This window comes from Trueperaceae bacterium, from assembly GCA_036381595.1.
Lineage (GTDB): Bacteria > Deinococcota > Deinococci > Deinococcales > Trueperaceae > DASVCN01.
Genome location: DASVCN010000002.1, coordinates 1 through 23,142, shown reverse-complemented (window position 1 = coordinate 23,142; position 23,142 = coordinate 1). Strand labels below are relative to the sequence as shown.

At 65.9% G+C, this 23,142-nt stretch carries 22 protein-coding genes; 11 read left to right on the top strand and 11 right to left on the bottom strand.

The window, feature by feature from the left end:
* The first annotated feature begins 37 nt into the window (after positions 1 to 37).
* Both lptB and VF168_00220 read left to right on the top strand, forming a co-directional pair.
* Positions 38 to 814: an LPS export ABC transporter ATP-binding protein gene (gene lptB / locus VF168_00225; GenBank protein HEX7002600.1), complete on the top strand. Its 777-nt coding sequence runs from the start codon at positions 38 to 40 to the stop codon at positions 812 to 814.
* A 46-nt stretch (positions 815 to 860) separates the two neighbouring features.
* Positions 861 to 2,867 (top strand): DUF3084 domain-containing protein, encoded by a 2,007-nt coding sequence (locus VF168_00220; GenBank protein HEX7002599.1) that lies wholly within the window; start codon positions 861 to 863, stop codon positions 2,865 to 2,867.
* Here the strand turns inward: VF168_00220 and mscL are convergent.
* Genes mscL through VF168_00205 form a run of 3 tightly spaced genes read right to left on the bottom strand, consistent with a single transcriptional unit; the run spans position 2,864 to position 4,562 of the window.
* Positions 2,864 to 3,328, bottom strand: a complete 465-nt coding sequence (gene mscL / locus VF168_00215; protein ID HEX7002598.1) for a large-conductance mechanosensitive channel protein MscL — start codon at positions 3,326 to 3,328, stop codon at positions 2,864 to 2,866. The genes VF168_00220 and mscL overlap by 4 nt on opposite strands.
* An 18-nt stretch (positions 3,329 to 3,346) precedes the next feature.
* Positions 3,347 to 3,733 carry a VOC family protein gene (locus VF168_00210; protein HEX7002597.1) on the bottom strand — a complete coding sequence of 129 codons (387 nt, stop codon included), beginning with the start codon at positions 3,731 to 3,733 and terminating at the stop codon, positions 3,347 to 3,349.
* Between the two features lie 25 nt (positions 3,734 to 3,758).
* Positions 3,759 to 4,562 (bottom strand): RNA methyltransferase, encoded by an 804-nt coding sequence (locus VF168_00205; protein ID HEX7002596.1) that lies wholly within the window; start codon positions 4,560 to 4,562, stop codon positions 3,759 to 3,761.
* Between the two features lie 68 nt (positions 4,563 to 4,630).
* Here VF168_00205 and VF168_00200 point away from each other — a divergent pair, with 68 nt between their 5' ends.
* The 7 genes from VF168_00200 to VF168_00170 all read left to right on the top strand — a co-directional run bounded on the left by VF168_00200 (position 4,631) and on the right by VF168_00170 (position 11,860).
* Entirely contained in the window at positions 4,631 to 5,467 is an 837-nt protein-coding gene (locus VF168_00200; protein ID HEX7002595.1) for a sulfurtransferase, read from the top strand.
* Positions 5,468 to 5,481: 14 nt separating this feature from the next.
* Positions 5,482 to 6,111: a hemolysin III family protein gene (locus VF168_00195; protein ID HEX7002594.1), complete on the top strand. Its 630-nt coding sequence runs from the start codon at positions 5,482 to 5,484 to the stop codon at positions 6,109 to 6,111.
* Between the two features lie 209 nt (positions 6,112 to 6,320).
* Positions 6,321 to 7,211: a diguanylate cyclase gene (locus tag VF168_00190; protein HEX7002593.1), complete on the top strand. Its 891-nt coding sequence runs from the start codon at positions 6,321 to 6,323 to the stop codon at positions 7,209 to 7,211.
* Between the two features lie 67 nt (positions 7,212 to 7,278).
* Entirely contained in the window at positions 7,279 to 8,199 is a 921-nt protein-coding gene (locus VF168_00185) for a 2-dehydropantoate 2-reductase (protein HEX7002592.1), read from the top strand.
* Between the two features lie 26 nt (positions 8,200 to 8,225).
* Positions 8,226 to 9,410, top strand: a complete 1,185-nt coding sequence (locus VF168_00180; GenBank protein ID HEX7002591.1) for an MFS transporter — start codon at positions 8,226 to 8,228, stop codon at positions 9,408 to 9,410.
* Positions 9,411 to 9,479: 69 nt separating this feature from the next.
* Positions 9,480 to 10,991, top strand: coding sequence for a carboxypeptidase M32 (locus VF168_00175; protein ID HEX7002590.1), 1,512 nt, complete (start codon positions 9,480 to 9,482; stop codon positions 10,989 to 10,991).
* Between the two features lie 134 nt (positions 10,992 to 11,125).
* Positions 11,126 to 11,860, top strand: a complete 735-nt coding sequence (locus VF168_00170; protein ID HEX7002589.1) for a methylenetetrahydrofolate reductase — start codon at positions 11,126 to 11,128, stop codon at positions 11,858 to 11,860.
* An 82-nt stretch (positions 11,861 to 11,942) separates the two neighbouring features.
* Here the strand turns inward: VF168_00170 and VF168_00165 are convergent, their stop codons facing one another.
* Positions 11,943 to 12,707 (bottom strand): TerC family protein, encoded by a 765-nt coding sequence (locus VF168_00165; GenBank protein HEX7002588.1) that lies wholly within the window; start codon positions 12,705 to 12,707, stop codon positions 11,943 to 11,945.
* Positions 12,708 to 12,910: 203 nt separating this feature from the next.
* Here VF168_00165 and VF168_00160 point away from each other — a divergent pair, with 203 nt between their 5' ends.
* Positions 12,911 to 13,354 (top strand): CPBP family glutamic-type intramembrane protease, encoded by a 444-nt coding sequence (locus VF168_00160; GenBank protein HEX7002587.1) that lies wholly within the window; start codon positions 12,911 to 12,913, stop codon positions 13,352 to 13,354.
* A gap of 124 nt (positions 13,355 to 13,478) precedes the next feature.
* Here VF168_00160 and metH read toward each other — a convergent pair whose 3' ends face one another.
* From metH to VF168_00140, 4 genes are all read right to left on the bottom strand, one after another.
* Positions 13,479 to 17,159, bottom strand: a complete 3,681-nt coding sequence (gene metH, locus VF168_00155) for a methionine synthase (GenBank protein ID HEX7002586.1) — start codon at positions 17,157 to 17,159, stop codon at positions 13,479 to 13,481.
* A gap of 99 nt (positions 17,160 to 17,258) precedes the next feature.
* Positions 17,259 to 18,221 (bottom strand): hypothetical protein, encoded by a 963-nt coding sequence (locus VF168_00150; protein ID HEX7002585.1) that lies wholly within the window; start codon positions 18,219 to 18,221, stop codon positions 17,259 to 17,261.
* Positions 18,218 to 19,132, bottom strand: coding sequence for an ATP-binding cassette domain-containing protein (locus tag VF168_00145; protein HEX7002584.1), 915 nt, complete (start codon positions 19,130 to 19,132; stop codon positions 18,218 to 18,220). Before VF168_00145 ends, VF168_00150 begins: the two co-directional genes overlap by 4 nt.
* 10 nt (positions 19,133 to 19,142) lie before the next feature.
* On the bottom strand, positions 19,143 to 20,138 hold the full coding sequence (locus VF168_00140) for an NAD(P)H-dependent glycerol-3-phosphate dehydrogenase (GenBank protein ID HEX7002583.1): 996 nt from the start codon (positions 20,136 to 20,138) through the stop codon (positions 19,143 to 19,145).
* 77 nt (positions 20,139 to 20,215) lie between these two features.
* On the opposite strand from VF168_00140, the gene VF168_00135 reads away from it, so the two are divergent.
* On the top strand, positions 20,216 to 20,524 hold the full coding sequence (locus VF168_00135) for an FmdB family transcriptional regulator (GenBank protein HEX7002582.1): 309 nt from the start codon (positions 20,216 to 20,218) through the stop codon (positions 20,522 to 20,524).
* Positions 20,525 to 20,716: 192 nt separating this feature from the next.
* Here the strand turns inward: VF168_00135 and VF168_00130 are convergent, their stop codons facing one another.
* The 3 genes from VF168_00130 to VF168_00120 are packed head-to-tail and all read right to left on the bottom strand — an operon-like array spanning position 20,717 to position 22,860.
* Positions 20,717 to 21,478: a glutaminyl-peptide cyclotransferase gene (locus tag VF168_00130; protein HEX7002581.1), complete on the bottom strand. Its 762-nt coding sequence runs from the start codon at positions 21,476 to 21,478 to the stop codon at positions 20,717 to 20,719.
* On the bottom strand, positions 21,475 to 22,107 hold the full coding sequence (gene tmk, locus VF168_00125) for a dTMP kinase (protein ID HEX7002580.1): 633 nt from the start codon (positions 22,105 to 22,107) through the stop codon (positions 21,475 to 21,477). Before tmk ends, VF168_00130 begins: the two co-directional genes overlap by 4 nt.
* On the bottom strand, positions 22,108 to 22,860 hold the full coding sequence (locus VF168_00120) for a Nif3-like dinuclear metal center hexameric protein (GenBank protein HEX7002579.1): 753 nt from the start codon (positions 22,858 to 22,860) through the stop codon (positions 22,108 to 22,110).
* Between the last annotated feature and the right edge of the window lie 282 nt (positions 22,861 to 23,142).

The window sequence follows — 23,142 nt, the reverse complement described above, 5'->3', positions numbered from 1 at the left end:
TTCGGCGGCCGAGAGGCCCGTGTTAGCATGACCCGGTATGTCGGCGCTTACAGGCCCCCCCTACGAGAGCGCTCGCGCCGAGTCGAGCGAGAAGCATCTCGCGGCGACCGGCCTCGTGAAGCGCTACGGCCGCCGACCGGTCGTTTCGGGGGTCGACCTCAGGCTCGAGCCCGGCGAGATAGTCGCTCTCCTCGGACCCAATGGTGCCGGCAAGACTACCACCTTCTACATGATGGTCGGTTTCGTGCGGCCGCAGTCGGGCAGGATCGAGCTCGGAGGCCAGGACGTAACGAGCTGGCCCATGCACCGGCGCGCCCGGCAGGGGCTCGGTTACCTGGCGCAGGAACCGAGTGCCTTCCGGAAGATGAGCGTTCGCGACAACCTGCTGGCCATCCTCGAGTTCCAGGGCATGCCGCGCCACAAGCAGGAGGCCAAGGCGCAGGAGCTGCTCGAGGAGTTCGGGCTCGCCCATCTTGGCCTGCAGCGGGCCGACACCCTCTCCGGCGGCGAGCGGCGCCGTCTCGAGATAGCCAGGTCGCTCACCACCGACCCCTCCTACATCCTCCTCGACGAGCCGTTCACCGGCGTCGATCCGAAGTCGATCCGCGAGATCCAGATCCTGATCGCCGAACTGCGGGAACGGCGCGGGCTTGGCGTTCTCCTCACCGATCACAGCGTCCGCGAGACGTTGGCGATCGCCGATCGCGTCTACCTGATGTTCGACGGCCGCGTCCGCTTCTCGGGAACGCCGGCCCAGTTCGCGCAGGACGCCGATGTTCGTACCTTCTACCTTGGGAGCGACTTCCAGCTTTGAGGCTTGCGGGCTCGTCCCGGAGCCGCTGGACTGAGGGCGCGTCCCGATGATCTACCTACTCGGTCTGGTCGTGCTGCTGGTGCTGCTCGCCGGCATCATCGCCTACGCCGGTGACCGCCTCGGTACCCTCGTGGGCCGCAGGCGCTTGAGCCTATTCGGTACGAGGCCCAAGGTCACCGGTCAGATAGTGGGCGTGATAGCAGGTATCGTCATCATGCTCACCACCCTCGTCGTGCTGGCACTCGCCTTCGAGAACGCCACGGCGACGCTGCTCAACGCCCAACGCACCGCACGGCAGCTGAGCCTGCTCCAGTCGGAGCAGCGGCAGCTCAGCGACCAGATAGAACGACTGCAGCAGCGGATCGCCCAAGGTCAGGAGCTCCTGGCGGAGGCGGAGACGCAGCGGGACCAGGCGCAAGAGGAGAGGGCCCGGGCCGAAGCCGAGTACCGCCAGTTGAGCGAAGAGGCCAACGCGCTACGCAACGAGGTGGAGACTCTGCGTACCTCACTGCGCCAGGTGAGCGAGCGTTACGACCAGGCAGCCCTCGAGCTGGCCGAGGTCGAGCAGCAGCTTGCCGACGCCACCGACGCTCAACAGGAGGCCGAAGCCGATGCCAAGACGGCGCGCGACCAGGCCGAGCGGGCACGAGCCGACGCCGCCGCGGCCCGGGAAGAGGCCGAGCAACTGCAGGCGGAACGCGACCGGTTGCAGGGAGAGGTGACCGCCCTCAGGGAGCAGCTGGACGCCGCCAATTCGGACCTGGCGACCCTCGAGGGGAACCTCTCCGATACGCAACAGGACCTGCAGGTCGCGATAAAGAATCTCGAAACGGCGCAGTCACTCACCGTGCAGCGGGAGGACCAGGCGAGGCAGGCGCGGCAGGACGCCGAACGCGCTCGGGAGCAGGTGGCGGTCCTGGAAGGCCAGATCGCCGAGATGCAGCGCGCGCTGGCGGACAGCAACACCAGGCTTCAGCAGCAGCAGCAGCAGCTCGCGTTGGTCAGGGAGGAGCTCACGGCGACGGAGGCGAACCTGGAGGAGGCGATGGCCGCTCGCGAAGCGGCGATCGCCCAGCGCGACGAGGCCGACGCGCAGGCTCAGGCGTTGGAAACCGAGATCGAGGGGCTGCAGGGTCAGGTGGAGAGCCTCGGACAGCAGATCGCCAGCCTGGGTCAGGAGGCCGACCGCCTGCGAGCGCAGAACAGTCAACTCCGTGCCCAGAACCAGAGCCTCGAGAACCAGAACCGCGGGCTCGAACAGCGGGCCGCGGAACTCGACGCCAGCAACCAGGAGCTGCTTCTGCTCAACGACAACCTCGAGCAGCTCAACAGCACTCTGCGGGAGGACGTGCGAACCAGCAACGCGCGTGCCGAGGATCTGCAGACCTCTTTGGGTGAGCTCCAGCTCCAGCTGGAGGAGCAGAGTGAGCTGCTGAGGAACCTGCAGAGGCAGGCCGAGGCGTTCGCTCAGGGTGACGTCACCTACGGCACCGGCGACGTCATCTACAGCGGACTGGTGAGCGCCTCAGATCCCGCGGCCGCTCGGGAGGCGATCGCCGGCTTCGTGCGCGATGCGAGCGTGGCGACCGCAAGACGAGGGAGCGGAGAGGTGGTACTCAGCGCCGAGCAGTTCGACAGCCTGGTGTCTCTGCTCTCACAGACCGACGGGGAGCTGCTGGTGGTGCTGATCTCACCCCGCAACCAGTTCCGCTCGTCCAGCCAGGTGGAGGTCTCGGTCGAGGCGTACGAGAACGGCCAGGTCTTCGCCCGCGGGCAGCTCATCACAAGTCGCAAAATCCACGTGGGCACCGAGGAGCTGAGGGCCTCACAGTCGGACCTCAGGGCCGCAGTGCTCGACCTCGTGCGCGAGACCGAACGTCGGCTGACCATCGCCGGACTGTTCTCCACCGAACCGCCGCAGTTCACGACGTCCGAGGAGAGCTTCACCAACCAGCTCCTGAGGATGACGGGACCGGTGACGATCGGGGTGGTCGCGGCCGACTCGATAATGCGCAGCGGGCCCGCCACACTCGAGTTCGTGATCCTCTACTAGTCGCCGCCAGGTCCCCCTCGACCCGCGGCGTTCTGTGCCGCCAGCAGGTCACGGATCTCGGCCAGCAGGACCTCCTGGCGTGAGGGTGCGGGAGGGGGGCCCGGAGTGACCGCCTCCTGGCGCTGGAAGCGCCGCCGCAGCTGGTTGTAACCTCGCACAACCGAGAACATCGCCAGCGAGATGATCAGGAAGTTGATGATCGTCGTGAGGAAGGCTCCGTAGCGTAGGACGGGGGCGCCCGCGGCGACCGCGTCGGGCACGCTCGGGTAACTCGCGGAATCCTGGAGGATAATCCCCATGTTGTTGAAGTCGACCCCCGCCAACAGGAGGCCCACGGGTGGCATGACAACGTCGTTGACGAGCGACTGGGTTATCGCTCCGAAGGCCGAGCCCACGACCACGGCCACGGCCAGATCGATGACGTTACCCCTGTTGATGAAGTCGCGGAAGTCTTTCAGCACGCTCTCCTCCTCTCGTAGTCAGGTCGGTCGGCTGTCGAGCGGCGCCAGGAACCTGCGGATCTCGACCCGGTAGCCGTCGGGGTCACGGGCATAGAAGCGTTGAACCCGGTGCTGCTCGTCGCGTCGTGGGGGAAGCTCGGTTTCTGCCCCCAGACGCCGGAGGCGTCTGTACACCCCATCGACGTCGCTGGCGACGAGCGCGAGGGTGAGACCGTCGTGTTCCGGAAGCGGCCCCTCGAAAAGGCAGAAGCCAAGATGTCCACCAGCGGCCCTCACGATGAGGCAGCCTGCCTCCTCGCGTTCCAGCACGAGGCCCAGCTCACGAACGTAGAAGTCACGGGTCGCCGCCAGGTCGTGCACAGGATAGAAGGGGATGAAGGCATCGTAGTCGGATCCATCGACCATGCGGCAATGGTACTAGCTGATCGCGTCAGCCGGCCCGCCGCTGCCGGAGCGCCTCGTAGAGCAGCAGCGCCCCGGCGGTCGCTACGTTGAGGCTGTCGGCCATACCGGCCATAGGGATGCGCACCCTTTCATCGGATCCCTGCAGCCACTCGGACCCCAGCCCCTCATGCTCGCTCCCCAGCACGATCGCGACCCCTCCCGTCAGGTCCGCATCCCAGTACGGCTTCTCTGCCGCCGGCGAGGTAGCGACTATACGAACCGACTTCGAAGCCAGGAACGACCGCAACCCCTCGGTCGAGGCGGTCACCAGCGGTCGGCTGAAAAGGCTTCCCATGCTCGCTCGTATCACGTTCGGATTGAACGGGTCGGTTCCCGGCCCGGTGACGCACACCGCATCCGCGTCCACCGCGTCGGCAGTTCGCAGCAGGGCGCCCAGGTTACCTGGCTTCTCGAGGCCATCGAGGACGAGCAGGAGCGGCTTGGCCGGTAGCCGGAGATCGGCCGGTTCGGTCCGCCACGTGGGTGCGAGCGCCATCACCCCGTCTGGGTGCTCTCGTGCGCTCAACCGCTCGAAGGCCAGGGCGGAGAGCTCGGTTACCGGGATCCCCGAGGCCTCGGCCGATGAAGCGAGGGCAAGCGTCTCTGGCCGCGCAACCTCCGGGGCGACGAGCACCTCGAGGAGTGGCACTCCGGCGGTCAGGGCCCGCTCGACCTCACGTGCGCCCTCGATCAGGAAGCGCTCGCTCCGGTCGCGGGCGCGACGCTCGCGAAGGCGCAGCAACTCCTTGACGTTGGCATTCTTGGGGCTGTCGATCCTTCTGCGCGACACGGCCTTCCATGATAGTGGAGAACGGTTGCCGTGGCCGGGTGGCGGGCGAGCCGGACGTAGAATCGGGCATGAGCAACCTCATGCAGGTGGACGAGCTGGCGCGGCGCCTGGGCGAACCCGGGCTGCGCATCGTAGACGTTCGCTTCGACCTGAACGACACCGAAGCCGGTGAGCGGGAGTACCGCAAGGGACACCTGCCCGGGGCCGTCTACGCCCATCTGGACCGAGATCTCTCGGCACCACTGGGGCGGCATGGAGGGCGGCACCCGCTGCCCGATCCCGAGCGGCTGGCTGGGCGCCTGGGCGAGCTGGGGATCGGCAATGACGACCTCGTGGTCGCCTACGACGCCGGCAACGGCATGGTGGCCAGCCGGCTCTGGTGGCTGCTTCGCTACCTCGGTTCCGATCGGGTGAAGGTGCTCGACGGCGGTTTCGCTGCCTGGACCGACGCGGGTCATCCGGTAACGCGCGAGGTGACCGAACCATCGGGCGCCCGGTTCGAGCCCCGGGTGCGGAGCGAGATGGCGGTCGACCGCGACTACGTGTTGCGGAACCTGGGAGTCGCCGGCAAAGTCCTCGTCGATGCGCGGGCGCCGCAGCGCTACCGCGGCGAGGTCGAACCTCTGGACCCGATCGCCGGCCACATCCCCTCTGCCATCAACATCCCGTTCGAGGGGAACCTCGAAGGGGGCAGGTTCAGGAGCTCCTCTCAGTTGCGACGTCGCTACGAGACGCTCGCGGACGCCGACGAGGTGGTCGTCTATTGCGGTTCCGGCGTCAGTGCGGCTCACGACCTGCTGGCGATGGAGGAGGCCGGTCTCGAGGGGGCGAAGCTCTACCACGGCTCCTGGAGCGACTGGTGCTCCTTCGACGATGCGCCGGTTGCGACCGGCTCTGAATCGTAACCGTGCGGGAGCCGGTGAACAGCCTCACCCACCTCGTCGGCGCCCTGCTGGCGCTGGTCGGGGGCGTCGTCCTGGTGGTGCTCTCGGCTGGCGAACCGTGGAAGCTGATCTCCTTCTCGGTCTACTCCGTGTCGCTGGTGCTGCTCTTCACCGCCAGTACCCTGCTCCACGCCCTGTCGGTGGGGGAGAGGGTTCAGAGGCGGCTCCGAATATTCGATCATGCGGCGATCTTCCTGCTCATCGCCGGCTCCTACACTCCTCTGACGCTGATCACGCTGCGCGACGTCTACCCTGGCTGGGGCTGGTCACTGTTCGGGGTGGCCTGGGGGTTCGCGCTGCTAGGCGTGGTGTTCAAGCTCTTCTGGTTAGGCGCGCCGCGGCTTCTGTCCACCGGCCTCTACCTGCTGATGGGCTGGCTGGCGGTCGTCGGCATCGTCCCGCTGATACGTGCGCTGCCGCCCGGTGGCCTGCTCTGGCTCGCGCTGGGCGGCGCCTTCTACTCGGTCGGAGCGGTCATCTACGGGCTCAAGCAGCCCGATCCATTCCCCGGGAGGTTCGGGTACCACGAGATCTGGCATCTGTTCGTGCTGGCCGGGGCGCTGTGCCACTACCTGCTCATGCTGGGCTACGTCCTGCCGGCCTGAGTAACGACCGCGGAACTACTCCGGATCCGGTGGTGAGGCAGGAGCCGACGGCTTCGCCACCAGTTGCTCCCCGTCCTCGCCTCGACGGGTCGCGCCTGCTCGTGTCCTCGACGACCCCTTAAGCCTCGACCGAAGCCTCCTGGAACCGGAAGTCACATTTCCTGTATTCAGCTGCGGTTCACATATCTTAAGATGGCGATGAGACGATCATGAGCAGCCGGATCCTTCGCTACTCCGACCTCTGGGAAGCCTTCTTCCACAAGGTTCCATACGGCGTTGCCGTTCTCGCTGCGGTACGCGACGACGACGATCAGATCGTCGACTTCGAGGTGCTCGGCGTGAACGAGAAGGCGCTCCTGATCCTCGGGCGGGCCGAGGTCGAACTCCTCGGCTGCCGGCTGCGCGAGGTCGAGCCCGACCTGCTGAGGGTCGGACTCTTCTCCCGGCTCGCGCGTGCTCTAGAGAGCGGTGAAGGGGTCGAGCTGGAACATTCTGTTCCAGGCGCACCCGGCAGCCGCGACGCCCCCACCTGGTACTCGATAACCGTCATCCCAGCCGGTGAGCGGCTGATAATCACGCTCAGCTCGATCACCAGGCGGAAGGCCGTGCTGTTCGAGGCCGTCAAGATGATGAGCCATGACGAACTGACCGGCGTAGGCAATCGCCGGCTGCTCAAGAACCACTTCTGGATGAAGCGGCGCCAGGACGTACTGGTGAGCATGCTCTACTTCGATCTCAACGGGTTCAAGGAGATAAACGACCGTTGCGGTCACGAGACCGGCGACGAGGTCCTTCGTGTGGTGGCGCAGCGAATCGAGAAGAACATCCGGCCGAACGAACTCGTGGCCCGGCTGGGTGGTGACGAGTTCGCAGTGCTCCTCGACAGCGGCGACCGGGTGGTCGTCGAAGCGGTCGCCGAGCGACTGAGGCAGGAGATCGTCAGACCGATCACCCTGGCCGACGCAACCGTGCAGGTGAGAGCGGCCCTGGGAATAGCCGTTTATCCGGAGGACGGAGTCGTCTTCCGGGACCTGCTGCGGGCGGCCGACCGGCAGATGTACGAGAACAAGAAGGAAGTCCGGGGCCTCGCAGGCAAGTAACCGTGATGGTGCCGGTCGAGGCTGGGGCGCCGGCAACGATGCGGGGGGTCGTTGGTAGACTCGGACGATGCGCATAGCAGTAGTGGGTGCTGGAGCGGTGGGAGGCTACTTCGGCGGACGGTTGGCCGCCGCGGGGCATCAGGTGCACCTGCTCGCCCGCGGCGAGCACCTGAGAGCGCTCGCGGAGCGCGGTCTCAGGCTCCGGAGCCCGCTGGGCGACCTCCACGGCCTGAACGTGCCGGCAACGGACGACCCGCACGGGATCGGCCCGGTGGACGTTGTGCTCGTCACCGTCAAGGCTCGCGACCTCGCGGCCGCGGCCGAGACGACCCAGCTGCTCATCGACGACCACACCGCGGTGATCCCGCTGCAGAACGGCATCGTAGCCGAGGCTGAGCTGAGCGAGGCGCTCGGTGCGGAACGGGTGATGGGCGGGGTCGCTCAGATCGAGGCGGTGATAGCGGAACCGGGGGTGATCGAGCACAGGAGTCAGTTCGCCAAGCTCACCTTCGGGGAGCTCGATGGCAGTCGCAGCAGCAGGGCGCTGAGGTTCCTGCGCGCTTGCGAGGAAGCTGGCATCGACGCCTCCCTCTCCGAAGAGATAATCGTAGACCTGTGGAACAAGTGGATTTTCATCTGTGCTTTCAGCGGCATGACGACTCTCTGCCGTAGGCCTATCGGGCCGATTCTGGCCGACGAGGATCTCGCTCGCGTCTACCGCCGCCTGCTCGAGGAGATGGTCGACCTGGCCCGGGCCAGCGGCGTCGCCCTCGACGGCGACGCGGTCGAAGAGAGGCTCCGGTTCAGCCGGGAGAAACTCCACCCGCAGATGCGCTCCTCGCTTCTCGGCGACCTGGAGCGGGGCAAGCCCCTCGAACTGGACGCCCTCAACGGTCACGCCGTCAGGCTGGGCCGGCGGCTGGGGGTGCCCACCCCAGCGAACGAAGTCGTGTACGCAGCCCTCAAGCCGTTCCGGGAGGGGCGCTGAACCTGCTCACGTAGTAGGGTGCGGCGATGTCCAACCGCACATCTCTGGCCCTCCTGGCGTTCCTTGCTTTCATCAGCCTCGGTCTGCCGGATGGACTGCTGGGGGTAGCCTGGCCCTCGATCCGGCGTGAGTTCGGCGTCCCGCTCGACGCCCTCGGCCTGCTCCTCACCTTCACGACCGCCGGCTACCTCACCTCGAGCTTCCTGAGCGGGCGGATCCTGCGTGCGCTGCCGATCGGTACGGTCCTGGCCCTTTCGACAATGGCTGCCGCGACGGCCCTGCTCGGTTTCTCCGCGACACCCTTCTGGCCGCTGTTGGTGGGACTGGGCTTCCTAGCCGGCCTGGGAGGCGGCGCGGTTGATGCCGGTCTGAACGCCTACGGCGCCACCAACTTCTCCCCACGGACGCTCAACTGGCTCCATGCGTTCTTCGGGTTGGGCACTACGATCGGCCCGTTGATTGTGACGGCCGTACTCGAGGCGGGCCTGACCTGGCGCTGGAGCTACCTCGCGGTCGGCGCCGCGCAGGTGCTCCTGGCCGCCATCTTCTTCCTCAGCCGCGGTCGCTGGCAACGCCTGGATGGACTGGGTTCGGATTCCGGGCGGGTTACTGCCGCCCGAACCCGCGACACGCTCCGCCGGCCCAGGGTCTGGCTGGGGATGCTCCTCTTCTTCATCTATACCGGCGTGGAGCTCGTCGTTGGGGTGTGGAGCTATACGCTGCTGACCATCGGTCGAGGGGTGCCCGAAGGTACCGCCGGGATCTTCGTGAGTCTCTACTGGGGCAGCCTCATGGCGGGAAGGGTCCTCTTCGGGTTCATCGCCGACCGGGTACCGCTCATCAGAACTCTTCGCATCTGCGTGTTGGCCGTCCTCTGCGGCGCGTTGCTGCTCTGGCTCGCGCCCGTCAGTTCGATCGCGCTGCTCGGGCTGATGATCACCGGCTTCTTCATCGCTCCCGTATTCGCCTCGCTCGTGAGCCTGACTCCAGGAAGGGTGGGCGCCGAACACGCCGACAGCGCCATCGGTTTCCAGGTCGCCTCCGCCGGCCTTGGCGGGGCGCTGCTCACCTCGTTGGTTGGCGTGCTGGCAGACTCACTGGGCCTGGAGTTCGTAGGTGCCGCGGTCGTGGTCTTCGTCCTCCTGCTGCTGGGCCTCTTCGAAGCTACGGTGCGGTCCGCGCGCCAGGCTGCGCCCGTTACCGGCGCCTGAGCGATGCCCCGTCGGGACTTTTGCCTAGCTGAGGAACCGGCCGCAAGCCCCCTCCGCTTACAATGACCCATGAGACAGGAGATCGATGAGCTGCTCGAACGGCTCGACGAGGTGGCCCAGCTTCAGGGGACGGCGGCGCTCCTCAACTGGGATCAGGCGACCTACATGCCCACGGGCGGGGCGGAGACGCGGGGACGCCAACTCGCGCTGATCACCAGGCTCGCTCACGAGAAGTTCGTCGACCCGGCGGTCGGGTCGCTGCTCGATCGCCTCGAGAGGCATCTGAACGACCTCGACCCTCATTCGTTCGAAGCCCGCCTCATCACCGTCACCAGGTTCGACTTCGAACGGGCTACCCGCGTTCCTGCCGAATTCCTGGCACAGCTCGAGCGGCACGCCTCCCGCGGCTACCAATTGTGGGCCCGGGCCCGGCCGGCCAACGACTTCGGGTTGGTGCGGGAGCACCTGGAGCGAACGGTCGAGCTCAGCAGGCTCTACGCCTCCTTCTTCGGCGGCTACGAGCACGTCGCGGACGCACTCATAGACGAGAGCGACCGCGGAATGACCGTGGCGCGGTTGCGTCCACTCTTCGGCGAGCTGCGCAGTGAACTGCTGCCGCTCCTCGAACGGCAGCGGCACGCCCAAGACGACGCAGCCAGTTCCCTCTTGCACGGTTGCTTCCCTCGCGAAGCGCAGATCGCGTTCGGAGAAGAGGTCATCCGCGACTTCGGCTTCGACTTCCTGCGTGGTCGACAGGACCTCTCCCACCACCCGTTCGCCATCTCGTTCGGTTCCGGCGACGTCCGGATCACCACCAGGGTCAAGGAGCACGACCTGAGCGAGGCCCTGTTCAGCACCTTGCACGAGGCCGGGCACGCAATGTACGAGCAGGGGATGGACGACTTCCTCGACGGCACGCCCCTATCTGGCGGCGTTTCGAGCGGGGTGCACGAGAGCCAGTCGCGGCTCTGGGAGAATCTGGTCGGTCGCTCGCTGGAGTTCTGGGGGCACTACTATCCCCGCTTGCAGGAGCGCTTCCCCGATCAACTGATGAGGATAGGACTGGGAGCTTTCTACCGGGCCGTCAACCGCGTTCAACCCAGCCTCATCCGCACCGACGCCGACGAACTCACCTACAACCTGCACGTGATGATCCGTTTCGACCTGGAGTGCGAGCTGCTCGAGGGCTCGCTCCCCGTGCGCGACCTGGCCGAAGCCTGGCGCGCGAGGTACCTGAGCGACCTGGGAGTCGAGAGCGAGGGGGACGGCGACGGGGTGCTGCAGGACATGCACTGGTACTCAGGACTGGTCGGAGGCGCCTTCCAGGGCTACACCCTGGGGAACATCTTGAGCGCTCAGCTCTTCGCCGCCGCTCGAGAGGCGCATCCCGAGATCCCAGACGAGATCGCCCAGGGGCGCTTCGACACTCTCCACGACTGGTCACGGCGCAACATCTGGCGTCACGGTCGCAAGTACACTCCCGATGAACTGGTCGAGAGCTCCTGCGGAAGCGGCCTGACGACAGCGCCTTACATCCGCTACCTCGAAAGGAAGTACGACGAGCTGGGGTCGGTCGTCTGAAGCAGGGTCTTCGGCCGCCAAGCGTTCCGTTACCTTTGACTCAGCCGCAGCCCGCCCTCACCGCCGGCGGTTCCGCCTGACGCCCGCGACACAACTCGCGACTCACCGGCCGCCGCCGCAGGTACGATTGCTCCGTGCGGATCTCGATAGAGCTTGTGCCACGGAACGAAACCGACCTGCGGGCTCAGCTCGCCGAGGTGGAAAGTTTGCCCCGCGTCGACACCGTCAACATCCCCGACATCAGCCGTTTCGAGCTGAGGAGCTGGCAGAGTTGCGGTGCCGCCAGGGAGAGCGTCGACCGGGTGATCCCCCACCTGCGGGCGATCGACGTCGACCTCGAGCGGCCGGTGGCCGCTGCCAGGGAGCTGGAGTGCGGCGGGGTTGAGGAGGCGCTGGTGGTGGCCGGCGACGTGCCTGCGGACATGTCGCGACGGGTCTACGCGACGAGCACCTTGGATCTGATCCGCAAGCTCCGGCGCGAGCATCCATCGCTCGCGCTCTACGCCGCCTTCGACCCGTACCGGCAAGGCATGCTGGCCGAGCGCACCTACGCCGACCAGAAGCTGGAAGCCGGCGCCATCGGGCTATTCACCCAACCGTTCTTCGACGTGCGGCTGATGGAGGTATACGCCGAACAACTGGCTGGTATCGAAGTCTTCTGGGGCGTGACGAGCGTGCTTAGCATGCGCTCCCGGCGCTACTGGCAGACGCGCAACCGGGCCGTCTTCCCGGCCGGCTTCCAACCGACCCTCGAATGGAACCGGCGACTGGCGAAGGATGCGCTCACCTTCGTGGAGACCCACGGCGGCAACATCTACTTCATGCCCATACGAGCCGGCATCGGTGAGTACCTCCACGGTATCCTCTAGCCTCGGTTGACGGTTCTTGTCGTCTCTGCAGGTCGGCCAGACCGGACTCAGGGCTCGAAGGCACCGCCCCCAGTGAAGGGCCTCAGTCCTGACCGCTCTCGGGTGCCGCGGACTCCCCGTACGGCCCCCGCAGCTTGACCGGCGCCTCCTTGCTCCTCACTCGCAGGTTCAGCAGTTCGACGAAGACACTGAAACCCATCGCGAAGTAGATGTAGCCCTTGGGTATGTGCTGTCCGAACGCCTCGGCTATCAGCGACATGCCGATGAGCAGCAGGAAGCTGAGTGCCAGCATCTTGACCGTCGGGTGCTGCTCCACGAACTCCGAGATCGGACCAGCTGCCACCAGCATGATGCCCACGGCGATCACGACCGCGATGATCATGACCATGAGGTCCTCGGCCATGCCCACGGCGGTGATCACCGAGTCGAGCGAGAAGACGATATCTAGCAGCATTATCTGAACTATCACGCCCACGAACGATGGGACGACGCGGGCGACCTCGGAACTGCTCTCCCCCTCGAGTTTGTCGTGGATCTCGTGGGTAGCCTTCCCCAGCAGGAAGAGGCCGCCACCAAGGAGGATCAGATCGCGACCTGAGACCTCGAAGCTGAAGATCTCGAAGAGCGGACGCGTCAGACCGATGATCCAGGCGATCGAGAGGAGCAGCAGGATGCGCATGATCATCGCCGCGGCCAGACCCAGCGTCCGGGCGCGGGACTGTTGCTCCTTGGGGAGCTTGCCGGAGAGGATCGAGATGAAGATGATGTTGTCGATGCCCAGTACTATCTCGAGGACAGTAAGAGTGAGCAGGGCGATCCAGGCTTCGGGTGACGAGATCCACTCCATGCCCCGGTTATACCCGAAGCCGGAGGTCAGCGAGTACCTCCAGGCGTGAATCGAGAGAGAGTGACCGAGACCTGCCTTCGGGGCAGGATCGTGATGGCGAGGGGGGATCGTAGCTGGTTAGGAGAATCGTCGGACTGGCGGCCTGGAGGCTGAGGGCGGCCTTCCGCGGGCCCCGACCCGGCGACTGGTTGTTCACTCTGTCGGTGGGGGTCTTCTACCTGCTCGTGGCCTGGCCCCTGGCGCTCGGCGCCGGACTGGTCGATCCCCATACCGCACTGGGCTCGCCAGTCTCGCTGCTGGCCCTGGCGCTGCGGGTCTTCCTGCTCCCGTCCCTGGTCGAGGAAGCGTTCTTCCGGGTACTCCTCAATCCCCACCCTGCCGAGGAACCCGCTCGAAATGCCGTCCTCGGCCGGGGCGCTTCGTCCCTGCTCGTCTACGTCCTCGTGCACCCTCTCGCCGGCCTGCTCCTGCGGGCACCGGTCCCCTTCTTCGATCCCGCTTTCCTGCTCCTCACCACCCTGCTGGGCGCAGCCTGTCTGCTCCTCTACCTCAGAAGCGGCTCGATCTGGCCGCCGGTGACCCTCCACTGGCTTGTAGTCACCGCCTGGCTGATCTTAGGAGGCAGGGGCGTTCTTAATGCTGGTTGACCGGTGGACGGAGGATCTGCCACGTCAAAGCAGCCGGCGTTCGCGGGGAGGTGTTCACATGGTGGTCCTCCTACTGCGCGTCCTTCCGACGTCCCACCAGCCGTTAACCGGGCGCGGCGCCGTCTTAGCCTGCGCTCGCTGCCGGAGCCCTCGGTTCCGCCAGATTGGGCGCCAGCCAGCGCTGTACCTCGGCTTCGCTCATCCCCTTGCGCACCGCATAGTCCGCCACCTGGTCGGGCAGGATCTTGCCGACCGCGAAGTAGCGCGAGTCGGGATGCGCGAAGTAGAGCCCGCTCACGGAGGCGCCGGGATGCATCGCGAAGCTCTCGGTGAGCCTTATCGAGGTGCGCTCCTCTGCCCTCAGCAGTTCGAAGAGTTGCCGCTTCTCAGTATGGTCAGGGGAGGCGGGGTACCCGGCGGCAGGGCGGATCCCCCGGTAACGCTCCCGTATCAGGTCGTCCGCCGAGAGCTTCTCGTCGGCCGCGTAACCCCAGAACTCCCGTCTCACCCTAGCGTGGATCCGTTCGGCGAGCGCTTCAGCCAGTCGGTCCGCCAGCGACTTGACGAGGATGCTGCTGAAGTCGTCGAGTTCCTCGGCGAAGTTCCGCGCCAGTTCGTCTGCCCCTACGCCGGCTGTTACCGCGAAGCCGCCTATGTAGTCGGCCACGCCGGACTCCTTCGGTGCGACGTAGTCGGCGAGAGCGAGGTTCGGCCCCTCCCGCTTCTCGATCTGCTGGCGCAGTGTGTAGAAGGTAGCGAGACGGGCGTGCCGTTCCTCGCCCTCGTAGACCTCGATGTCGTCGCCTACCGAATTGGCTGGGAAGACACCGAAGACGGCCTGGGCCTTCAGCAGCTTCTCGTCGACGATCCGCCGCAGCATTGCCCTGCCGTCGGCGAAGAGCTTCCGGGCGGCGTCCCCCATCTCCTCGTGGTCGAGGATCTGCGGATAGCGGCCGGGCATCTGCCAGGCGTGGAAGAAGGGCCCCCAGTCGATGTACTGCTCGAGTTCATCGAGCGGGTACTCCTCGAACACCTGGACTCCCAGGGTTGCCGGGCGGACGATCCGAGCCGATTCGGGGTCGAACCGGAACCTGTTGTCGCGCGCGGCCTCGAGGGGAAGCAGGGAGACCCTTGCCCCCCGCTGCGCGTGCTTCTCCCGCAGTTCGCCGTAGAGAGTCGCCACCTCGCTGGCGTAGGCGTCACGATCGGCACCGATCACCCGGCTCGCGACGCCTACGCTCCGCGACGCATCGACGACGTGGATGGTGGGACCGCTGTAAGCCGGGGCGATCTTCACCGCGGTATGGATCCGCGAGGTGGTAGCCCCGCCGATGAGCAGTGGCAGGCTCATGCCGCGCCGGTCCATCTCACCCGCCACGTGGACCATCTCCTCGAGCGACGGAGTTATGAGGCCAGAGAGGCCGACGACGTCCACCTGCTCGGTCTCCGCAACCTCCAGTATCCGCTCGGAAGGCACCATGACCCCGAGGTCGATCACCTCGTAGCCGTTGCAGCTCAGCACCACACCCACGATGTTCTTGCCGATGTCGTGGACGTCGCCGCGAACCGTGGCCAGCAGGACCTTACCCGCCTTCGAGCCGGCCTGCTTCTCGGCCTCCAGATAGGGTGTCAGGTGTGCCACCGCCCGCTTCATGACCCTCGCGCTCTTGACTACCTGCGGCAGGAACATCTTCCCCGATGCGAAGAGGTCCCCCACGACGTTCATGCCGTCCATCAACGGCCCTTCGATGACAGCGAGGGGGGAGCCCAGCTCTACTCGCGCCTCCTCGGCGTCCTGCTCTACGAAATCGGCTACGCCTCGGACCAGGGCATGGCGCAGCCGTTCGGCCGTGGTGCCCTGGCGCCAGGCATCGTCCCTCTCGCGTTTGCGCGGGTCCGACTCGTTGCTCTCGGCGAACGAGATGAGGCGCTCGGTAGCGTCGGGACGACGGTCGAGTAGAACGTCCTCGACGAGTTCGAGCAAGTCGGCAGGGATCTCCTCGTATACCTCCAGCATGCTGGGGTTGACGATGCCCATGTCCATGCCGGCGGCTACCGCATGGTAGAGGAAAGCGGCGTTCATGGCCTCCCGAACCCTGGGATTGCCTCGGAAAGCGAACGACACATTGGAAACGCCGCCGGACACGAGGGCGCCAGGCAGATTCTCCTTGATCCAGCTGGTGGCAGCGAGGTAATCGACGGCGTAACGGGCGTGTTCCGTCATGCCGGTGCCGACGGTGAGGATGTTTGGGTCGAAGATGATATCGCTGGTAGGCATCCCTACCTCGTCCACCAGCAGCCGATAGGCACGCCTGCAGATCTCGATGCGCCGCCCGAGGTCGTCGGCCTGGCCCTGCTCGTCGAACGCCATGACGACGACCGCGGCGCCGAGCCGGCGGGCGATACGGGCCTGGCGGAGGAACTCCGCTTCGCCCTCCTTCAGCGAGATGGAGTTGACCACTCCCTTACCCTGCAGACGCTTCAGTCCGGTTTCGATGACCTCCCAGCGGGAGGAGTCGACCATGACCGGCAGCTTCGCGATGTCGGGTTCGGCCGCCAGCAGATCGAGGAAGCGGGCCATGACGACGGGGCCGTCGAGCATGCCTTCATCCATGTTCACGTCGATCATCTGAGCGCCGCCCTCGACCTGGTCGCGGGCTACCTCCAGGGCGCTCTCGAAGTCGCCGCTACGGATGAGGCGGGCGAACCGTTTCGAGCCGGTGACATTGGTGCGTTCGCCGACGTTGAGGAAGTTGCTATCGGGACGCAGCACCAGAGGCTCCAACCCGCTGAAGCTGGGCAACGGCTCGAGCCGCGGAGGGCGTCTAGGCGGGTGCTGCTCCGCGAGTTCCGCGAAAGCGCTGATGTGCTCCGGTGTCGTGCCGCAGCACCCCCCGATGATGTTCACCCAGCCTTCGCGCACGAACTCCTGCAGCGTTCGCCCCATGCGCTCCGGAGTCTCGTCGTAACCACCGAAGGCGTTGGGCAGGCCGGCGTTCGGGTAGCAGACGGTCGGCAGATCGGTGAGCCGCGCGAGCTCTTCGACATGGGGCCGCAGTTCGCTGGGGCCCAGGGCGCAGTTGAGTCCGACGGCCGTCAGCGGGGCGTGCGAGATCGAGATCAGGAACGCCTCGAGGGTCTGCCCGGAAAGCGTTCGACCGCTGGCGTCGGTGATGGTTCCCGAGACTATCAACGGCCATCGGCGTCCCCGGGCGGCGAACTCCTCCTGGGCCGCGAAGATCGCGGCCTTGCAGTTGAGTGTGTCGAAGACGGTTTCGATCAGCAGGAGATCGGCGCCCCCGTCGAGCAGCCCCTTGATCTGCTCCCGGTAGGCGACGGCCAGCGCATCGAAGTCGACGGTCCTGAGTCCGGGGTTCTCGACATCGGGAGACATGCTGGCGGTCCGGTTGGTCGGTCCGATGGAGCCCGCAACGAAACGCGGCCGCTCGGGAGTCGAGAAACGGTCTGCCGCTTCTCGAGCCAGGCGGGCGGCGGCGACGTTGAGCTCGTAGATGACCTCGTCGAGCGCGTACTCGAATAGCCCGATCCTGGTGGCGTTGAAGGTGTTGGTCTCGATGATGTCGGCGCCTGCCGCGAAGTAGGCCTCGTGGATGCCCATGATCAGGCGGGGACGGGTGAGGCAAAGGACATCGTTAGCGCCAGCCAGCGGCTTGGGGTGATCCCGGAAACGCTCGCCCCGGAACGCCCCTTCGTCGAGCCGCTCGCGCTGGATCATAGTTCCCATCGCACCGTCGAGGACGAGGATCCTCTGCGCCAGCAAGCTTTCCAGGCTGAGCTCGTTCATCCGCGAAACATTCTCCCTCCGGCCCCCGAGGGGCTCAACATACGCCCGGCCGCCCCGGTCCTGAGCGACTCGGACCAACGAGCGTGAAGCGGCGGCAGATCATCCGACGTCGCGACGCGTGAAGAGCCAGGCGAGCACGACGAAGAAGACCGCTGCGTAGCCGAGCATTACGAGGCCCGAGTGGGCGAGGGTCAGGTCGGAGCGAAGGAGGGTGGCGAACGGTCCCAGGTCGGGAGGCGCCTGCGGCATCGGCTCGTCGATCAGTACCGGCAGGAGCTCGAGCAGAGGCCGCCTGGCCGGGGCGTAGAGGTTCGACGTGAAGAAGTAGCGGGGCAGGTTGTCGAGCACGGTCTGAAGTTGGAGCGCCTGGAACACGGCGTTGAAGCGGTCGAGCGGGCGGATGCCTATCGTCGCCCGGTAGATCGAGTAGATACCCTCGAGCAGTGCCGGCACGAAGAAGACCAGCACCATTCCCAGCGAGACGTTGCGAACCAGGAAGATCATCAGGAAGGCGAAGATCACCGCGGCTCCCGAGTAGACCCACTGGAGGATGTAGAGGCGGACGAGTCCAGCCCACTCGCCGCTGAAGTCGGTTTCGAGGAAGAGGGTGCCCACACTGCCCAGGACGACGCCCGAGATGAGCGCGCCGGCCAGGAGGATGCCCAAGAGCAGCATCGCGACGAACAGTTTGCCCACCAGCACCGCCCAGCGGTTCGGCTGAGCCGTGAGCACGGTCTTCCACATGTTGTGCGACTTCTCCTCGCCTACCAGGAAGCCGGCGAAGAGGGCGATGGCGATGATGTAGTAGGTAGGGCTCAGGAGAGCGGGGCCCACCAGGCCGGCCCGGGCGATGCCGAACGGCGAAGCGAGTTCGCTCACCAGGGTTTTCACCACGTCGGCCTCGTCGATGAACGAGCCGCTGAGGTTCGCCTCCAGGACCTGCCCGATGAGCAGCATGATCGCCGGCAGCAGGAGCCAGAGGAGCCCGCTCACGACGTAGGTGCGGCGCTTGCGCTTCGCCTTGAAGAGCTCTGCCCGCATCACTTGGGCGAATGCGTTCACGCCGGCCTCCCATCTTCCCTCAGTAGCTTCAGGTAGGCGCCTTCGAGATTGTCGCTCTCGCGATGAGCTTCGAGGAGTTCCACTCCTTGGGCGCTCAGTCTGGAGATGAGCGTCGGGCCCTCGGCTGCGGGGACGAAGACACGGAGTCGCTCCTCGCCCTGCCACTCGTGCTCGAGTCCCAGTTCGGTCACTGCTCGTGCAAGCCGGTCCGGGTCGCTGGCCTCGAGTAGGTAGGCCACGCGCTGTTCTTCGATCCGGCGCAGCAGGCCGCTCAGCGAACCTCCATAGAGGAGCCGTCCTCGTTCGATCACCAGTACCCTCTCCACCACCTTCTCGATCTCGGCGAGGATGTGGGAGGAGATGAGCACCGTTGTTCCCTGCCGGGCCACCGTGTCGAGCATCTCCCTCACCTCGGCGATGCCCACCGGGTCGAGACCGTTCGTCGGTTCGTCGAGGATCAGCACTTCGGGTCGCCACAACAGAGCGCGCGCCAGGCCAAGACGCTGGCGCATCCCCTGCGAGTAGGCCCCCACGCGTTTGACGGCGGCGCGGTCCATCCCCACGAACTCCAGCACCTCGTCGATACGGCGTTCGTCGACGCCGCCGTGGAGGAGGGCGGCGTGCCTGAGGTTGGCCCGCCCGCTCAGGTAGGGGTAGAAGGAGGGCTCCTCGATCATCGTTCCGACTTCGCTAAGTGTTGGACCGGGGACGGGACGGCCGAGGATCGAGCAGCTGCCCGCGCTGGGGCGTATGAGGCCGGCGAGCATCCTCATCGTCGTCGTCTTGCCTGCACCGTTCGGCCCCAGGAAGCCGACGATCTCCCCTCTGGCGATTTCGAAGCTTACGTTGTCGACGGCCGCCGTGCGCCCGTAGCGCTTGCTGAGGTCGGATGCCGAGATAGCTGTGCTCATCGTCCTCCTCTTACCATTCGGACCCGCTCGCCCTGGTCATCAGGTCGCTGATCGCACGACTCGGGTCCTTCCCCTCGAAGGCCACTCGGTATACCTCCGAAGCGATCGGCAGCGACACCCCCCGCTCGACCGCGTAGGCGTGGACTGCGCGTACTGTCGGGATGCCTTCGGCCGTCAGGCCACTCGAGCGTAACTCTTCGACGTCGGCTCCGCGGGCGATCATCTCGCCAACTCGGTGATTCCGGGAGCCGCGACTGGAGCAGGTGGCGATCATGTCGCCCAAGCCGGCGAGCCCGTACAGGGTCTCCCTCCTGGCCCCCAGTTCATTGCCCAGCCGGACGATCTCGGCGAGGCCTCTCGTTACGATCGAAGCCTTGGCGTTGTCTCCCAGCCGCAGCCCATCCGACATGCCGGCCGCCAGCGCGATGACGTTCTTGAGGGCGCCGCCTACCTCGGCCCCGATCGGATCAGGACTGGTGTAGATGCGGAAGGAAGGTGACTGGAGCCAAGCCTGGACCATCTGGCCCAGGGATGCCGAGGTTGAAGCTGCGACCGCAGCGGCAGGGAGACCGGCGGCGATCTCCGGGGCAAGGTTGGGCCCCGTCAGCACGGCTACATGCGCATGGGGTTGGGCCCGCTCCAGCAGTTGGCTCAGCCGGGTGATGTCCTGTCCGGCGAAGCCCTTGCTGCAGGAAACGAGGGCCGGCAACTCGGGCAGGCGCTCTACGACCTCCTGCAGGCCCGAACTCGGCACCGCCACGAAAGCGGCGGCGGCTCCCTCGCAGCATTCGGCGAGGTCTGACGTGACCCGCACCCGTCCCGGCAAGGTCACGCCCGGCAAGCGTTGCACGTTCTCACGACGTCGCTCGATCTCTCTGGCCTGCTCCTCACGGCGCGACCAGAGCGCTACCGAGTGACCGTTACGCGCGAGGAGGATGGCGATGACGGTGCCCCAGGCGCCGCTTCCCACGACTGCCAGTTGGCCGACTGATAACGCGCGCGACATGGCGGCAGCTTAACAGGGGTGGTAAAATCGGGTCTGGCGTTTTCTACCACCAGGACGCCGTTGCTGTGGAGGATGCCATGCCGGTTTATGTCTACAAGAACCTCAGGACGGGTGAGAAGTTCGAGGTTGAACAGAGGATCACGGAGCCAGCTCTGACCGAGCATCCGGAATCGGGCGATCCGATCAAACGGCTCATCCAGCCGGTCGGGATAGCCTTCAAGGGAAGCGGATTCTATGTGACCGACTCGCGGAGCGGCTCCAGCGGGAGCAGCACCAAGAGCGACTCGACCTCGCAGGGCGAAAGCAAGGTCGAATCGAAGTCTGCTTCGGAGGGCAGCAAGACGGCCAGTGACAGCGCTTCGACGGTCGTTAAGAGCAGCGACTGAGCGGCCTCAATAGGTAGAAGAGAACAGGCCGAACCCACGCCGGTTCGGCCCTCGAAACGTCGGCCCGCACCGCGGGGGGCGGGGTGCGGGCACAACTTCGGCATCTCCTCCCGATGGCCGTGGTGCGAGGATAAGGGTAGGAAGGTTGCATACGGGTTGCAACCTTCGTCGCGGCGAGAGGAGTTCCGTCGGCTACTCGAGTTCGACTACGAACATCGCCGGCCACAACTTGCCGGTCAGGAGGAATCTCCCGCGCTGCGGGTCGTAGGCGATCCCGTTGAGAACGGCGTCGGGGGAGAGCACCGCGCGCATCTGCGGCGAAAGCAGCCCGGAGGCGTCGACCACGGCGTCTACTCTCCCGCTCTCCTTGACTACCCGAACTATCTCGTTCGTCTGCCAAACGTTCGCGTACACGTGTTCGCCCACGCACTCGAGCTCGTTGAGCCTTGTTACCGGCTCTCCCTCCAGCGTGACCTCGACCCGGTCCACCACTTCGAAGCTTCGAGGGTCACGCTCGAAGAGAGTCGCCGAACCATCGGACATCCAGAGCGACTCGCCATCGAAACAGAGGCCCCAGCCTTCGCCCTCGTACTCGAAAGTGCCGTCGGGCTCGAAGGTCTCCAGATCGTAGATCAGCGCCGTTCCCGATCGCCACGTCAACTGGATGAGTCGGTCCTCGACGAGTGCCAGGCCCTCGCCGAAGAGCGCCGGGTCGAGGGCGCGGATGCGCAGGACTTCCCCGCTTTGCGGGTCCACTTCCCGGAGGGAAGAGCGCCCGTAGAGCCCGGTGCTCTCGTAGAGCAGCCCATCGTGCAGCAGCAGGCCCTGAGTGAACGCACCGCTGTCGTGCGGCAGGCGCTCGAGCACCAGGGCGTCGAGTTCGGCGGGCGCCGACGCGCACGCGACGAGCAGCCAGGCGAGCAACAGCACCAGCGGAGCGACCCTGGTGATCACGACACTCCTCTCTGCTGCGGCAACATCCCACTCACCTGGTTCCAGATCGTGTCGGCCAGGTCCGCCTCGGGGCGGGTCGCGTCGAGAACGAGCCAGTCGGCTGCCCGATGGGCCTGTTCGAGGAAGCCCTGTCGTACGCGTTGGTGGAACTCCAGGTCGGCCAACTCGAGGCGGTCCGAGTCACCCCGGGAGACGATCCGCTCCAACCCATGGGCCGGGTCGAGGTCGAGCAGCACCGTGAGGTGGGGTCTGAGGCCGCCGGTTACCCGGTCGCTAAGCTCTCTTATGAAATCCAGGTCCAGACCACGGCCACTTCCCTGATAGGCAACGCTCGCGGACGTGAATCGGTCGCTCACCACCACTCGTCCCGCCTCGAGGGCCGGAAGCAGAACCTGAACCACATGTTGGGCCCGGCTAGCGCTATAGAGCAGGAATTCGGTGAGGGGCGAGACCTCCAGTGCGGGGTCGAGTACGACCTTTCGGATGGCGTCACCGGTCGGTGTTCCCCCTGGCTCCCGAGTGAGCACCGGTTCGACCCCGTGAGACCGCAGGCGTTCGCCCAGGCGCGCGATCTGCGTCGATTTGCCGCCGCCCTCGGGCCCTTCGAAGGCGATGAATACCCCTCTCATTCAGAGGCCCGTGGGCAGATAGATGAACTCGACAGGCAGGTCGTACAGGTCGCGGATCTTGCCGGCTAGGAGGTTCACCCCCACCGTCTCGGTCATGTAGTGACCGCCGAACATGGCATTGACGCCACGCTCGAACGCCTCGTGGAAGACCTCGTGACGCGGTTCGCCGGTGAGGAAGGCGTCCAGCCCCTCGTTGGCGGCGGTAACCACGTCCCACGCGGCCCCTCCGCTCACGATGCCGAAACTGGAGACGTTCTCGGGTCCGCCCTCCAGCACCATCACCGGCTCCCCCAGCTTCTCCTCCAGGAGGTTGGCCAGGAGCCGTCGTGGTCGCGGTTCGGCGAAGCGACCCTTGACGCCGATCGGCTTCCCCTTGAAGTAACCGAAGTCCTCCAGGTCCTCCATCCCCAGGATCGTCGCGAGCCCCCAGTTGTTCCCCACCTCCCGGTGGGCGTCGAGCGGTATGTGGGCTGCGTAGAGGCTTATCTCCTGGTCGAGCAGGAAGGCCACCCGCTTCTTGTGCATGCCGGTGATCGCTATCGGCGAACCCCAGAAGAGCCCGTGGTGCACGATGAGGATGTCGGCTCCCGTGTCGGCGGCCTTCTCGAAGGTCTCGAGGCTGGCATCGACCGCTACCGCTACCTTGCGTACCTCGTCGGCCCCCTCCACCTGGAGTCCGTTGAGAGATGGGTCGGTGTAGGCGGAGACAGCAAGGTATTCGTCCAACCAGCCGACTAGTGCGTCGCGCTTCATGGCAGCTAGCCTAACCCGGCCGGCTCGGCCGCCCCCTTACGGTCGGGGCGGAGGAGCGCCCGAGTCCACAGGCGACGGGAACGTCAGCTGGAAGTTGACAGGCTCCATCCAGGGATGGCATAATCTTTATTCGCGCCAAGCGGCGCGAGTACCTTGATAATCCAGTTTGCGTGGTCTTGTTGATTCCGTTTTACTCATGGAATTGAACGGTTTGACCGGGGCCGTGGTGCTTTGCATCGAACCTGGTTTTGAGTCTTTGACTCTTCTTGTTTTGGAGAGTTT